The 14457-nt window shown below is 41.8% G+C and carries 11 protein-coding genes; 9 read left to right on the forward strand and 2 right to left on the reverse strand.

What is annotated here, in order from left to right; translation table 11 throughout:
• The first annotated feature begins 8 nt into the window (after positions 1 to 8).
• The 5 genes from AC1XUD_RS25805 to AC1XUD_RS25825 all read left to right on the forward strand — a co-directional run bounded on the left by AC1XUD_RS25805 (position 9) and on the right by AC1XUD_RS25825 (position 4109).
• Positions 9 to 1112, forward strand: a complete 1104-nt coding sequence (locus tag AC1XUD_RS25805; protein ID WP_483363936.1) for an efflux RND transporter periplasmic adaptor subunit — start codon at positions 9 to 11, stop codon at positions 1110 to 1112.
• A gap of 25 nt (positions 1113 to 1137) precedes the next feature.
• On the forward strand, positions 1138 to 1719 hold the full coding sequence (locus tag AC1XUD_RS25810; RefSeq protein WP_483363937.1) for a TlpA family protein disulfide reductase: 582 nt from the start codon (positions 1138 to 1140) through the stop codon (positions 1717 to 1719).
• 104 nt (positions 1720 to 1823) lie between these two features.
• A complete protein-coding gene (locus AC1XUD_RS25815; RefSeq protein WP_483363938.1) occupies positions 1824 to 2840 on the forward strand; it encodes a c-type cytochrome in 1017 nt (338 codons plus the stop codon).
• 28 nt (positions 2841 to 2868) lie between these two features.
• Positions 2869 to 3330 (forward strand): DsrE family protein, encoded by a 462-nt coding sequence (locus AC1XUD_RS25820; protein WP_483363939.1) that lies wholly within the window; start codon positions 2869 to 2871, stop codon positions 3328 to 3330.
• Between the two features lie 443 nt (positions 3331 to 3773).
• Complete coding sequence (locus tag AC1XUD_RS25825) at positions 3774 to 4109, forward strand: hypothetical protein (RefSeq protein ID WP_483363940.1); 336 nt, start codon at positions 3774 to 3776, stop codon at positions 4107 to 4109.
• A 139-nt stretch (positions 4110 to 4248) separates the two neighbouring features.
• Here AC1XUD_RS25825 and AC1XUD_RS25830 read toward each other — a convergent pair whose 3' ends face one another.
• Positions 4249 to 4566 carry a DsrE family protein gene (locus AC1XUD_RS25830; protein WP_483363941.1) on the reverse strand — a complete coding sequence of 106 codons (318 nt, stop codon included), beginning with the start codon at positions 4564 to 4566 and terminating at the stop codon, positions 4249 to 4251.
• Between the two features lie 787 nt (positions 4567 to 5353).
• Positions 5354 to 5569: a hypothetical protein gene (locus AC1XUD_RS25835; protein WP_483363942.1), complete on the reverse strand. Its 216-nt coding sequence runs from the start codon at positions 5567 to 5569 to the stop codon at positions 5354 to 5356.
• A gap of 35 nt (positions 5570 to 5604) precedes the next feature.
• On the opposite strand from AC1XUD_RS25835, the gene AC1XUD_RS25840 reads away from it, so the two are divergent.
• The 4 genes from AC1XUD_RS25840 (at position 5605) to AC1XUD_RS25855 (ending at position 14453) form a co-directional block, all read left to right on the forward strand.
• Positions 5605 to 5853 carry a T9SS type A sorting domain-containing protein gene (locus tag AC1XUD_RS25840; protein WP_483363943.1) on the forward strand — a complete coding sequence of 83 codons (249 nt, stop codon included), beginning with the start codon at positions 5605 to 5607 and terminating at the stop codon, positions 5851 to 5853.
• Between the two features lie 119 nt (positions 5854 to 5972).
• Positions 5973 to 7223: a hypothetical protein gene (locus tag AC1XUD_RS25845; protein ID WP_483363944.1), complete on the forward strand. Its 1251-nt coding sequence runs from the start codon at positions 5973 to 5975 to the stop codon at positions 7221 to 7223.
• 1690 nt (positions 7224 to 8913) lie between these two features.
• Positions 8914 to 10209: a Kelch repeat-containing protein gene (locus AC1XUD_RS25850; protein ID WP_483363945.1), complete on the forward strand. Its 1296-nt coding sequence runs from the start codon at positions 8914 to 8916 to the stop codon at positions 10207 to 10209.
• 26 nt (positions 10210 to 10235) lie between these two features.
• Positions 10236 to 14453, forward strand: coding sequence for a T9SS type A sorting domain-containing protein (locus AC1XUD_RS25855; protein WP_483363946.1), 4218 nt, complete (start codon positions 10236 to 10238; stop codon positions 14451 to 14453).
• Positions 14454 to 14457: the final 4 nt, after the last annotated feature.

Raw genomic sequence — 14457 nt, forward strand, 5'->3', positions numbered from 1 at the left:
AATCAAAAATGATGCATATAAATAAAAATTCACTGGTTCTTTTTCTAGGCGCGCTGCTCAGCATGGGTATAAATGGCTGTGGGAATAAGCCGGAAACCGAAAATCAGAATACACCAGAGGCGAAAAGGCCTGCGGCAGTACAGGTGGTCATGCCCCTAGAAGACCAGCCCGACTACAAGCTGACGCTGCCAGGCGAGCTCAAACCATATGAACAGGTTAGCTTATTTGCAAAAATCAAAGGGTTTGTAAAAACGATTTCCGTCGATCGGGGCAGTGTAGTAAGAAAGGGTCAGGTGCTGGCTGTTTTGGAAGCACCCGAAGTTTCACAGCGTTTTCAGTCTGCTAGATCGGATCAGCAGAAGTTTTACGAAGATTATATGCTAAGCCGTCAAATGTATGAAAGGATCTTAAAAGCTACCCGTAAGGATGGGTCTGTTGCGGCAATTGAGCTCGACAGGGCTAAAAGCAAATTAAGAAGCGACAGTGCCGCCTATCAGTCAGCTATATCAAATGCACGGTCTTTTGGTCAACTGGAACAATACTTAAAGATCATCTCACCATTTGACGGGGTCGTTGTGGAAAGGAATGTATCGGTCGGAGCGCTTGTCGGAGAAAATAATACCATGCCGCTGCTGGTAGTTGCACAAAACAAAAAACTGAGATTAACCGTGGCAATCCCGGAAAAACATGCACAGTCGCTTCGGAAAAATACCAAAATCGATTTTACTGTTTCCAATCGTCCGGGAAAAATATTTCATTCGGTTCTGTCCCGAAAAAGCCAGGTTCTCGAGCAGCAGAACCGCTCAGTAACAGCAGAATTTGACGTGGATAATAAAGATGGATCGCTCGACGGTGGAGAATATGCACAGGTGACCATGACCCTGCGGCGGCCCGATTCAACCTTATGGGTTCCTGCCAGTAGCGTGGTACACGCGCAGTCAGGTACCTTTGTGCTTGTCGTTGAAAACGACAGCGTAAAAAAAGTAGATGTTTCAGAAGGGACCCGAAAAGATTCACTTCAGGAAGTTTTTGGTTCCCTGACTAAAACAGATAAGGTTGTCAGAAGTGGGAATGAAGAGCTGCTGAATAGCGGGAAAGTTAAAGTCAATTAATGTACCTATTCAAATAAGATAAAATATGAAAAAGAAATGGTTTTCAGTATCCAATATCACTACGGCAGTGATGGTGGTATTTTTAGCTGCCATGGTCATAAGCCCCGAGGTAAAAGCATGGACAATTCAGACGCTGATGAAGGTAGGCCTGTTCCAGCCCAAAATCGACAAACAGCCCGATGCATCTTCGGCGGAAGTTTTACCCAATGTGTTCTTCCGGAAGGGTGATGGTAAAACGGTTGATCTGGCCTCTCTGAAAGGAAAAGTTATATTTATTAATTTCTGGGCCACCTGGTGCCCGCCCTGTATCGCCGAAATGCCCTCAATAAATGCGCTGTATGACAAATTCAAGGATAACGAAAATGTCGTCTTTTTAATGGTTGATGTGGATGGGAATTACCAGAAGTCGGACAGTTTTATGAAAAAGCATCATTACGCTTTGGAAGTCGTTAGCCCGGCTGGCGAGATACCACCCGTTTTTATCCAGGGGGCTGTTCCTACCACGGTGATCCTGGATAAGGATGGCAAAATGGTTTACCGGCAGGAAGGAGCAGCGGATTATAATAGTCCGGAGCTGGTGGACATGATCAGTAAATTGGCTGATTAGTGCTCTGTGACAAATGTCACTAATTTTCTTTACTGATTGGACGAAATTTGAGAACCACTTTGAAACGATTGATTCCCATAATATCTTAGATAAAATTGTAGATTATGAATAATTTACGAAAAAGTAGATCATACGCCGTTTATAGGATGAACCGCACGCTGATGATACTGATCGCATCTTTTTTAGGTAGCGCCGTTTTGGTTGTGATGTCTCCAGGTGTTTTTAGTTCAGATAAGTTTGGTGCAAATCACCTGAAAGCTGACACCCTTGCAGGTGCACAGAAGAAGGTTAACAAGCATACAGCTGGTACAGATGAGATGAAATTGATCTTATATGGTAAAGATTTGATTGCCAATACGTCCGGATATTTGGGCCCGAAGGGCAGTGTCATGCACATATCGAATGGGATGAACTGCCAGAATTGTCATCTGGATGCAGGAACAAGGCCAATGGGCAATAACTATTCGGCAGTTTACTCAACTTATCCCAAGTACCGGGCTAGATCCGCAAGTAAGGAGACAATCGTGAAGCGGATATCGGACTGCTTTGAAAGAAGTCTGAACGGAAAAAAGCCTGATAGCTCCAGTAGAGAAATGAAGGCAATGGTGGCTTATATGAAATGGATAGGAAAGGACGTGCCGAAAGGCGTTGTACCCGAAGGTGCAGGAATCAGTAAACTAGCTTATCTGGATCGGGCGGCCAACCCAAATACAGGTGGCGTGCTTTATAAAGAAAAGTGTGCGGTTTGCCATGGCGCCAAAGGGCAGGGCATCATCAATCCGGATGGAAAGTCGTTTATCTATCCGCCTCTTTGGGGAAACCGAAGCTACAACGATGGGGCAGGGCTATATAGAATTTCTACCTTTGCTGGTTTTGTGAAATACAATATGCCGTTTGGTGCAAGTCATGAAAATCCCATTCTGACCGATGAGCAGGCCTGGGATCTGGCAGCATTTGTAAACGCTCAGCCGCGGCCCCATAAAGATCAGGTAAACGACTGGAAGAACGTTTCTGAGAAACCAATAGATTTTCCATTTGGGCCTTACGCAGATACCTTCCCCGAAAAGCAGCATAAATATGGCCCCTTCAAGCCCATTGTTTCGGCCAGAACAGCTAAATAACAAACGTTTTATTTAAAATTATCCAAAAATGAAAAAGATCGCATCCGTTTTATTTGCAGCCTCGTTACTACTTTCGGTTGGTGTCAATGCTCAGATTAAGGCAATTAGCCCCTCCGAATTTCACGGGGCTGTGGCTGATAAAAAATTGTACAAAGTCGTTTACCAGCTCAACAGTGATGATGAGAAAGTCATTAAAGCCACGATGAAAAACATGATGAACGCATTAGAAGATCCGCGCCTGAAAGGGAAATTGGAAGCAGAGCTGGTTGTCCACGGGGGAGGCGTGGCTGTCTTCAAAAAAGATGGTCCGTATGAAGAGCAGTTAAAGGCATTGCAGGCGAAAGGAGTTATTTTGGCAGAATGTGAAAATACTCTCAGAGAGCGCAAGATCAGTAAAGACGAGCTCTTTGATTTCATATCATTTGTTCCCAGTGGCAACGGGGAGCTTATCATCCGTCAGCAGCAGGGATGGGCGATGGTGCACCCGTAATTTCTAATTTTTTATAGATAAATCAGTCGGGCTTATTTGCCTGACTGATTTTTTTGTTTTTATCACAACAAAGGCAGCTGGGTGATCTTGTTTTCACACCCGGCAGATTTCACCCCGGTTGGTACAACCAAATGACAGGTTTTGCCAAAGTGGAGGATTTTTAGCAGCGCATAACACCAGATTGATGGGCCTGAGCATTGATAGTATCCAAATGCACATCGCCTGGTCGAATATTGGATTGAATGGATTCATGGGTTGGGCTTATTCAGGTAAGATCCTGTCAGCAAAGGTGCATGTATTCCAACGGGTAAGTTTATATGCGAAGAGGGATTTGTTGCATGAATAACAGATTTGTTCTTTTCCAAATCATGATTGATTAAAGTGTTAAAAAATCTATAACCTTTAGGAAATGCTTACGATCGGCATGGAGTCGTTACTGGAAGTTGGGACTGTTACCTCCAAACCATTATCTTTCCTTGATGATGGATTACCTTTGCCAGAACACATCACTTTGGTCTTCTGAATCGATGATAGGCAACACGTTGGTGAGCAGTCAGATGATAGACCGGGTAATGGCAAGGGCTGGCAGAAAAGTATATGAAGTACCGGTTGGTTTTAAGTGGTGTGCGGATGGGCTGAGGGCCGGCTTTCTTGCGTTCTGCAGCGAAGAAAAGGCCAGAGCCTTTTTTGCCCGGGTGGATGGTGATGTGTGGACTAACGATAAAGATGGAATGATCGCCGCGCTGTTATCCGCCGAAATGCTGGCCGTTACAAAATAAGATCCGGGTGGTAGATACGATGAACTGAGTTAAGAATTGGTCAACTCTCACTATTGCCGTATTGAAGCGGTTGTCACAACAGCCTAAAAACAGTTGTCCATTTTACATCAGGCATACAATCTCCTACGGGTTAGTTTTTTTATTCTGTTTCAACTTTTTTATAAACAAACCCTTTTAGCTGGTAATTGGAAATGGAGATTTGCGCCGATAAGGCAATTTTTATCCATGAGACCAATTGGTCCTTGGTGATATTTTGAAAACTTATAGACTGCGCACATGCGACAAACCTAGCAGGTAATGCTAACAGCTTATCAAATAAAGCCATGTTTGGATTATCAACATGATACTGAGATTTATATGCAGCATTCGAATAAAATGCTTTCATTGCACCGCCATGTACTACCACGATCACGTCAATCTTATTTTTGGGAACACCGGCAGCAATCGAATCTCCCAATATTAAGGTGTTTATTTTTCGACAATGGTGCCGAGAACGATGCCAATGAGTAATAAGCTTACTTAAGAGATCGATCGTTCCTCTTAATTGTTAAAAATGCCTATAACAGTTTTATATAACCATTTTGAAATAAGGTGGTGTCGATCAAGCTTAAAGTGGATCAGTAAGGCCTCCTTTTGATTTTTCGAGGACCTCAAAATCCCATTAGGTCCTAAAATGGATCTCTCAGAGCTTGTTCTGAGATCAAAACGGATCTTAATTCACTTTCTTGGACTAATTTGCTCTTTTTATCAGTAATGGTCTTCTATGCCCTTACATGCGTCGAACAATCAAGCTCTCGATTGCAAAAGTTAAAAATTGGCTTCGTTTGGCAACGAAAGTTTACAAAAGGCTACAAAAGTTTGTATAAGTTCAAAAAAGTTTATCTGAACGTACGAGGTTAAAAATCAGCTGGTTTGTCCTGATCGCGGGGAGTAATTTGTATATCAAAATAGGTCGTTACGAAGTCCAAATAAACTCCTTTGATCTTTGAAGAGTGTCTTCAACTACCTGTGTTGCCGTGGTTGGCCAGATGTACCGTTGTATCACGGCTTCGACCCCAAAGGGTCTTCGTCGATGATCCAATGGAAGGATCTGGCCACCGAGGGCGGCTTTCCCCACCAGCTCGGAACTCGCGTGGGTGAGAGTCTGGAAAAGTATTAACAGGATTGTGTCAAACGAAAAGGATGGTGATGAAAGAGAACGACAAACGAAGCGAATGGCTGCATATCGGCTGACTGCCGCCAAATTAGAGCAGATCAGATCCGAGTTTAAACGCTGGATATGCCGCATTTTTGAATTTGGGAAGTAGCTTGTTCAAAATCACATTACAGGACTCCTCCATATCAAGAAAAGCGTGGGCTAAAGTTGCGGCCTCGGTTTTTTCATGGGTATTTAACGGATTTACTTTTTGAGACTTCGCGAATATCCCAGCTAACCAAGCTATTTTCTCGTTATGGCTCATGTACAAAAATTCTCGATACAGAAATAATTTATAATTTGGCGGTTTATCCAAACCCTGGAAATAGCCAAGTCCGAATAAGTTTCACCTTACCGCATCCTTCAATGATGTCTGTCAACATCATCGATCAAAATGGAAGAATGTTAAAATCCGTCATTAATAATGAACACGCTAAGGGTACTTTTACCTATCAAGCCAATGTTTCATCTTTACCAGCAGGTGTGTATTTATGTCAGTTGAAGGCAGATGATATTTCAATTGTTAAAAGAGTGATTATAACTAGGTAAGGCAAGCCTGGTCATACTCAAATTATTAAGTATGACCAGGGAAATATAACTTCTATGAAAGCTGGTATACAATTTCAATTACTCATTTTAACTGTTTTTCGGCATGCACACCCGATCCGGTGAAAACAGAGGAAGCCACAATCTCGATCATAACAGGAGAAATATCGTTGCCTGTCAGGGCTGATATTCAGCTTCCTCCCCTCGCATTCAAGCCTGATATCAGTCCCCTGCGTGATCCGAGTGATACAGCCGCCATCCGAGTGGTAGCACTTGGGGGCTCATTTCCAGCTGGCAGCCGCAACGGGGGACTTTTCCGCGAGGGCCAAATGACATCTATTCCCGAACAGATCGCGCATCAAATCCAATTGGAATCATTTGTTTCGCCTTTGTTCGAACGAGAGCAGGGCAATGGAAGCGGCTATCTTGTCTATGACCGCCAGGCAGAGCTGCCATCTTGGAAAAGAGTAACCAATCAGACAGCAGTAATTTCAAAGGATCCGTTTCTCTTGACGCCCTTTAAAGGGTCTCGGGTAGACAATTTATCGTGGCCGGAGGGGCCGCGGGAGACTTCCGATTCATCCAACAGCTTGTTTGGTTACCCTGAAGGCAAGACTTACTTCAGCTACCTGTCCCGATTTTACTCTGACAAGGGTACCGACGAAACTCCATTCAACTACTTCACTTCCACCATTCCAGGAAAAACGCACTTGTTACTGCATTTTGAAGATCTGGATACTTGGGTAGGTCTAGCCACTGATACGAAGTTTCTTCGTATCCAGGAAAAATTGCATGAGGCATACTTTTACCCCAAACATGGATTTATCAGATACAACCTGGCGCTGGGAAGAAAAATTGTTTTATACAATTATCCTGACTTCCTTGACTTTCCTTATTTCCATTTGTATTCCGCAAAGCAGTTGATGTTGAAAAATAATACGTCAGAACAAACCCTGAGTGACAGCACATTGCTGATCCCTACCGATGATATTAAAAGAGCATTTGCCAGTGATCAGAAAGCTGTTCTGTTGGATGAAGATTTGATATCTGCTGACGAAGCAGCGCAATTCCGGATTCTCGTCAAAAATAATTCGAATATCAATACCACTCCTTTTTTTGCCAAGTTGTATAATATACCAATGGTGGATTTGTATAGCCTTTACAAGACTATTTTGGCGGGGAAATATTATACAGAAGACGGACTGTTTATAAATCCGGCATTCCTGGAAGGTAATTTCTTTTTTGAAGACGGAATAGACCCCACCGCAATCGGGAGCGCGGTAATCGCTAATGAAACCATCAACAAGATAAATGAAGGCTATAAGACCAGGATACCGCTGATAAATGTCTCAGAGCTAGCCAAACGACTTTGATGCACTCTCAAAGATTCATGTTCACTAGCATTGAGACGTGTTGAATGTACAACATGACAACCTTTCGATTTCAGTATTCCATGAAACGGTTGTTTAAGCGACTATTCCCAGTAGTAACAAAGTTGTTTTCGATTGTTAAACGAGAAGACAGAACAATTCTTTCTCGTTTGCTTCAGAGCATTGAGGTCTATCTATTTCTTCAGGTTCTAACAAAGCAAGCGGCTAAAATAAACCCTAGAGTTCCTCTCTATATAATTCACGATAACATTGTCAGAACCGAGCATTGTGTCCCTGTTGTGAAGAAAGTCATGAAAGAGGTATTAATCAAATACGACGGTGTTGTTCTGAGGAGCGATGGGTTCCTTCGGAGTTACCTTCTACTGCGACCGGCGTAAAATATGTAGCATATTTAGGCGATTTTGGTCGTTCAGGTTAAAGTTAAAGAAAGTGCAAATGCTTAACACGTTTTAATAATGGCATGGTTGTAGGCATAAATGCTCCGTATTTTGGTTCGGGGTACTTTATCGGTAGAAAATAACCTCGTGTCAGGTGGTCTGAACGTATCTGGGCATCATGGGTGGTAAAGCTATATTGATGCTAAACAATACGCCAGTATTTAAGTTTGCGTTATAAGAAAAGGTCGCCTTAACGAGCGGCTGAGTTCGATCGTGAATTTTAATCCAGCGCCTTAGCATTCTCTTCCGGGATAGTGACAATTTAAATTGCTACACGAAAGTCGTGACGGTTTTTCTCCCCTTTTAGTTTACCCCATATAAGGTATTGTAGCGTTTCCGTAAATCTCCCAATATTTCTTAAGATAGTCAGCGTGAGTAAATGTCATGCTCATTTTGTCATTTTGTTTTCCCACTCGTTGCAGTGTCAGCTTTTCTTCGAAGGACGACTAACTGATTCGCGTTAAGACTAGAGGAAGTGGAAAATGAATTTCGATGACCACAAAGTCCTTGAGAGTGTGTTTTCTCGATCTTAATTACCGTTAAATCAATTTATCAAAAAAGATTATCAATGGTTTGACAGTTTCGGGTATTGTAGATATATTATCATAATTATATAGAAGTAGTTATATGTATCGAAGATTTACCTAGTATTTTTAACTCTCATTATTCGAGTCTATGTTACCTAGCTTACCGGGAATTTTACTTAACAAACATTGTTTTAACGCCTCAATTAATTTTTTCTTCGTAGACAATGTTAAAAATTCTCCATGACGAGTCTTCCGCGAATTAGTAGTTGGTGTTGGATTTCTTTGGATGTATCCAGGCAGGAAGAATGCCCGGGCACAATGATGATATATTGATCTGCACCTTACTTAAACCGCCACGCCTTCACTTAGCGGATTGGAAGAATATGCCTAATACTTTTCAGCTCTTATTCTCTGACCCTTTTTGGAAAGCTCAGAATTCAACTGTATTGTAAGAAAATGTGTTTTCTGATGTCTTTTCTTTTGATTCATTTTTCGCTGCTTTTTTAAACCAAGCTAACTAATCCAATAAAATGCGTTCAAGGCATCATTTTCAAAGATTCGATTTTGTATCGGAGATCGATTTTTATAATCCAAAGACAAACTCATCCTAATAACCATTGAGCTTCGATTTTAACTGGTTGTCCTAATAACCTTTATCGGGAGAGCTATATCTTTTATATTTTGAGTAAACGTATATGTATAATAGTTATGAAGAAACTTTTATTTGTCATGATGTTGAATGTGGTATTTATAACAAGTACCCACGGGCAAACGTGGGAGAAAATAGGACCACGAATTACAAAAAATTACAGGCTAGCGGATGGGCCTGAAATTGACTACGGCTCGGAAAAAACGCCTTCTCCAAGGACGGACCAGGTTACCTGGGCAAGTGCGAATGGAGGATTGTGGCTTTTTGGTGGCATTGGATTTGATGAAAACAAGCAATGGGGGATCTTTAGGGATTTATGGAACTATAACAGTTCAACTGACACTTGGACTTTGGTTTGGGGCGAACGTAATATAACCAGTCCTGTCGAAAAAGTTACCGACGATATTCCACTCCCACGAAAAGAGGCTGCTGCCTGGATTGATAATAATGGAGATTTGTGGATGTATGGCGGTCGTCAATTCGGAGACCTCTTACACCTTGACGACTTTTGGAAATTTGACTTAAAGACGAAATCATGGGCAAAGATATCGGGAAAAAGCAAATACAACGAGATTGCTGAGAGAGGTGATCTGAAATCTGAAAATAAAAACAACACTCCTGGGAGTCGCTCTCTTGCTACTTCCTGGACGGATGATAATGGTGATTTGTGGCTTTTTGGAGGTGTATCATATATAAGCGACGAAAAGTCAGTCAACGGATTTTATAATGATGTATGGAAATTCAATTTAAAAAAGTTGGCCTGGCAATGGGTTTCTGGGCAAGATAAGCCAAATCAACCGACAAAGAAAAATAAGAAAGACGAATTAGGTGTTACGCTGCCACAGCCGAGAGCTGCCGCGGCCAGCTGGTTTGATAAGTCCACAAACAGAATAATTATTTACGGTGGTATGGGCTATGATAGCTTAGCACTAGGCGCGGGTAACCTGTCTGACATGTGGGCATACTCCCTTGAAAAAGATCAATGGCAATTTATTGGAGGAAGTGATGAATTCAATCAAAATTATCGCTTGGCAAATGTCGTTTCGGAAGATAAAGACAATCTTCCTGGATTTCGTATTAATGCTTTAAGTTGGACGGAGAAAGGATTCCTATACCTTTCAGGAGGGCAAAATATATTCCGTTCCGAACAGATAGAGATAGACAAAAACTTATGGGCCTATTCATTGGAAAGTGGATTCTGGAAAATGATACCTCAAACAGAAATAAGTATTGTGGCATCAGGCTCAGCATTTACTGATGGTAAAGGAAGTCTTTACGTTTTCGGAGGAAAATCGTTTGACGAAAAGTCGCTCAAAACATATCCAGTTAATAGCACTTTTAAATTGAAGCTTTAAACTCAAGCACTACCCATTGTTGTCTTATGAAAAAGATATTACTCGTTTTGTTAATAATTTTTTGTCTTACGGAAAAAGACTTCGCTCAACAAGCAAAAGGTGAAAAAATTATATTTCCCTCACCACAGGCAGCCCAACTAGGCAAGTTCGGCGGCTTTAATGTAAATCATTCCTCCGGCTCTCCCAACGTTTCAATTCCGATTTACACGGCTAAGGAAGGAGACATAGAAATACCTATTTCGCTGGCCTATCATTATACAGGCCTCAGACCAGCCGATTTGCCTGGCTGGTGCGGAACTGGGTGGTCCTTGGCTGCTAATGGTGTGATATCAAGAGTCGTCAAAGGAAGGCGTGATGAACTTCCCAATATTGGATATATTGCCCGTGCGGCAGCAATCAAGGACGTGGTAGATGACGGTGGTCCCAATGGAACGAAATTTCAAAATCTAGATATCCTGGAGAACGCGTATGATAATTATCCCGATATATTCAGTTTTCAATTTATGGGCTATTCAGGGAAATTCGTCTTCGATGAATCTGGAGTTCCCCAAATTTTGTCAGACCAGAAATTACAAATAACCTATGTCGTTGGAACAGAAGGGACATACAGTGGCGCTAATTCTATCATTAGTTGGACTATAATAAGTGAGGATGGCAGTAAATTTACGTTTGGGAAATATGATCTCTCGTCAACGATGGAAACAGGTAATACCTGGGACACTTCCAGCTGGCACCTGACAGAAGTTTTGAACGTTAAGGGTGACAAGGTTACTTTTGAATATACAACAATCGACACATCCAAAAAACGATTACAACTTGGAAGAACAGAAAGGATTGCTGTAAATAATTCAAACGTATCTCAGTCATCGACGTATTCATTAAACCTGGCAAATAATCCGTCGCACGAGGTTTACTTACAGAAAATAGGTGGAAGTACATGGGAAATTAACTTCAACTCTTCTGTATATACGAAGACACTATCTACTAGCGAGGTATCCAGTGGAAGAAGGCTGGATAATATTCAAATCGTGTCCAAAATCCCATCCAGTACATTAATTAAAGAGTTTTCCTTTGTTTTCAATTCAGCAATGCAATTGCAATCCGTGGGTGAAACCGGCCTCCCTCCCTATCAACTGGCATATTATGGTACAATACCAAACGGCGTAGACGGGTATACGACCCAAGTTGACTATTGGGGATACTACAATGGACAAACGAATACGTCTCTTATACCAGGAGACTTTAGCAATGACCTTGAACCTAGAGTCGACTTAACGAAAATCGGCGCTCTTCAGCGTATAACTTACCCCACTCAAGGCTATACAATATTTCAATATGAACAAAATGACTATAGTTATGTTCAGGGAGCTTATATTTCAAAATCTAAAATCATAGTTGAAAATTATACATATTCCTGGCAGCGATCCTCAGGCGGCATGACAACTGGTGCTAATCCTTCATTCACCTTGTCAGAAACCACTCGAGTCGATATTAAAGTCAATGTGTTGCCCAACAATACCATCTCAGTTTGTAGTAGCCTAAATCAACAGGAATTCTCGCTAAATTTACCCATGGGCACCTATACAGGAGAAATGCTTTTTGGTGACAATGCATTTTACCCATGTAATCAAAATTTCAATACCGTAGGCTTTAATATAGGTCTTTCTGTAAAGGTCTTTCGTAAACAGGGGATAAACGTTGGAGATTACGGCGGTGTTCGGGTGTCAAACATTACTGATTATGACGCTTCCGGAACTTCGATTTCCAGTAGGTCTTATAATTATAAGGCTGTTAACGACCCAGCAGTTTCAAGTGGATTTATATCAAGTGAACCTGTCTATAATCTTGACTTATCTTATATTGTTGGGACGAGTAGGATATATTCCTCACAGCCCTTTAACCCAACGGCAATGGGTACGCACTATTACAAGGATGTTAAAGAGACGAATGAACAATTCATTACACAATATTCATACACCTCACATTTAGACCAAATTGACAATAAAGGTGAGTATTCTTTTACTTCCCACAAAGCTGTGAGTGGCTATTTTGTTGTTCAGCTCTCTTCGTTTTTAGAGCTTGGTAATTTCAAGAGCTATGATTTTATGCGGTCTTTAATAAAAAGAATCACCGTGACCGATTTGGCAGGAACGCTAAAAGAAGACAGGGGTTTTGGTTATATAAACACAGACCGTATAGTAGCTCCGGCTTTACATCATGAATATTTACTGTCATATGAGACCCCACTTCCTCTGAGTGGTCAGATGGATAGTTGGAGACTGTATTACGATAAGGCACTTTATGTAGTTGGGGGATGGCCAAGGAAAGTGAGTGAAACTATTGTTACGTATGGTTCCAACGGAGCAAATCCTGTAACAACACAAAAAACATTTTCGTACGGGTCAAACCACTTGCAATTGAGTCAGCAAACGATTACCAAAAGTGATGGCACGATCGAGGAAACTAATTTTAAATATCCTTTGGATTACCTGTCTGGTGGTAATACTGATTTACAGTCGATGATTACTGCCAATATGGTTACCTACCCGGTCGAGCAAACAACCTATTCAGTTACCTCCCCAACGAATAAGAAGATAACAGATGCGACAGTAACTACCTATAAGTCGTTCACTGGTAATTCTAATAAACCAACCTTGATTTTACCTTATAAGCATTTCAAATTTAATGGCTTTAACGGGTCAATATCTTCGTTTGCTTCTTATAGCGGGGCTTCGAATGAAACGGCATCTACTTCGTACCGAGAAACACTGAAATACACAAACTATGATACTCAAGGCAATCCGCTAAGTTTAATTATCAATGGAGCTGACAACATATCGTATTTATGGGCCTATAAAGGCCAATATCCCGTCGCGGAAATTAAAAACGCAGATAATGCGCAAGTCTTAACTGCTTTAGGCGGTACTTCGTTTGGAAGTATGGCAGCAATGACAGACTCTCCGACTATTAAAACCAAACTGGATGCTGTGCGCACGGCTTTGCCGTCGGCGTTTGTCACTTCTTACACCTATATCCCTTTGGTTGGGGTATCTATAGTCACGGATCCTGCAGGGAAATCTTTGTACTATGATTATGATGGTTTGGAAAGACTTGCCAACATCCGTAATAGTGCTGGTGGGGCTATCCGAAACAGTTATTGCTACAACTACGCAGGACAAATGGTTAGCTGTGGAAGTATAGTTGCCACTGGTACCGTAACTCCCCCAACCGTTTCACTACTGGCAGACGGAGTTGCATGTAATTACGATGTTACAGCGGTTATTTCGAATGCTACCCCAAAAATGGGAGGTGCACTTACACTTACTGCAAACTGTGGAACTCCGGATTGTTCAGGTGTCACCTTTACTTCGAGTGGCAATGGGCTTCTCGCTGGTACGGGATCCCCTCGATCCTTTAATGCACCGGGTGTAACAGGCACTTTTAGATATATAATTACCAGCACAAAGCCTGGTTGTACCACTCAAAAGGATACCGTTGCTATTAATGTTATTGAAGGGGGGACTTTGGTTTTGGCGAATGGATGCTACACGATTGGGACGTATGCAAGTTTGATTCAGCCAGTAACAAATACTGTGAATGCCTATGTAAAGGCATTTGACCCTTCCAGTTCAAACGATCAAATATGGAAGGTGGAAAGCACCGATACAGAAAAATACAAAATAACCTCCGTAACATCCGGCCTGGTCTTAAATCCGGAAGGTAACCTAGCGGGTGGATTAGTAAAAAATCAACTTAAAACCTGGGTTAACGCTGACTATCAGAAATGGTATATTTCTTCTTGGACAGGAGCAGGTGGTGGTTATCAAGTCGCCAATAAATCTAATCCAACAATACCTTTACAGAACGCTGGTGGTGTGGGAACAGGTACTTTTATCGACTTTAATGCGACCTTAGGAGGTGGGCACCAACGGTATACGTTTACCTCTGTAACCTGTCCAACTGCCCGGATGTCAGCGGAAGCCAAGCAACCGGTTATTGCGCAGGAGGAAATTAGTATGGTGATATTCCCTAACCCAGTAAAAGAATTCTTGCAGATTCAGGTAACAGGAGAGAATGCCGTAACCAATGTCGAGATTCTTAACGGAACAGGTGCAGCAGTAATGACAGCTACCCAAGTTCCTGCTGATGGGTTAGATATACATGAGCTTTCAGGTGGAGTATACCTGGTTAAGATCATGTTCGCGGATGGAAGTGGTAAAACATACAAAATTGTTAAAGAATAGACCT

Source organism: Dyadobacter sp. HNCC25DJ184 (genome assembly GCF_056895215.1).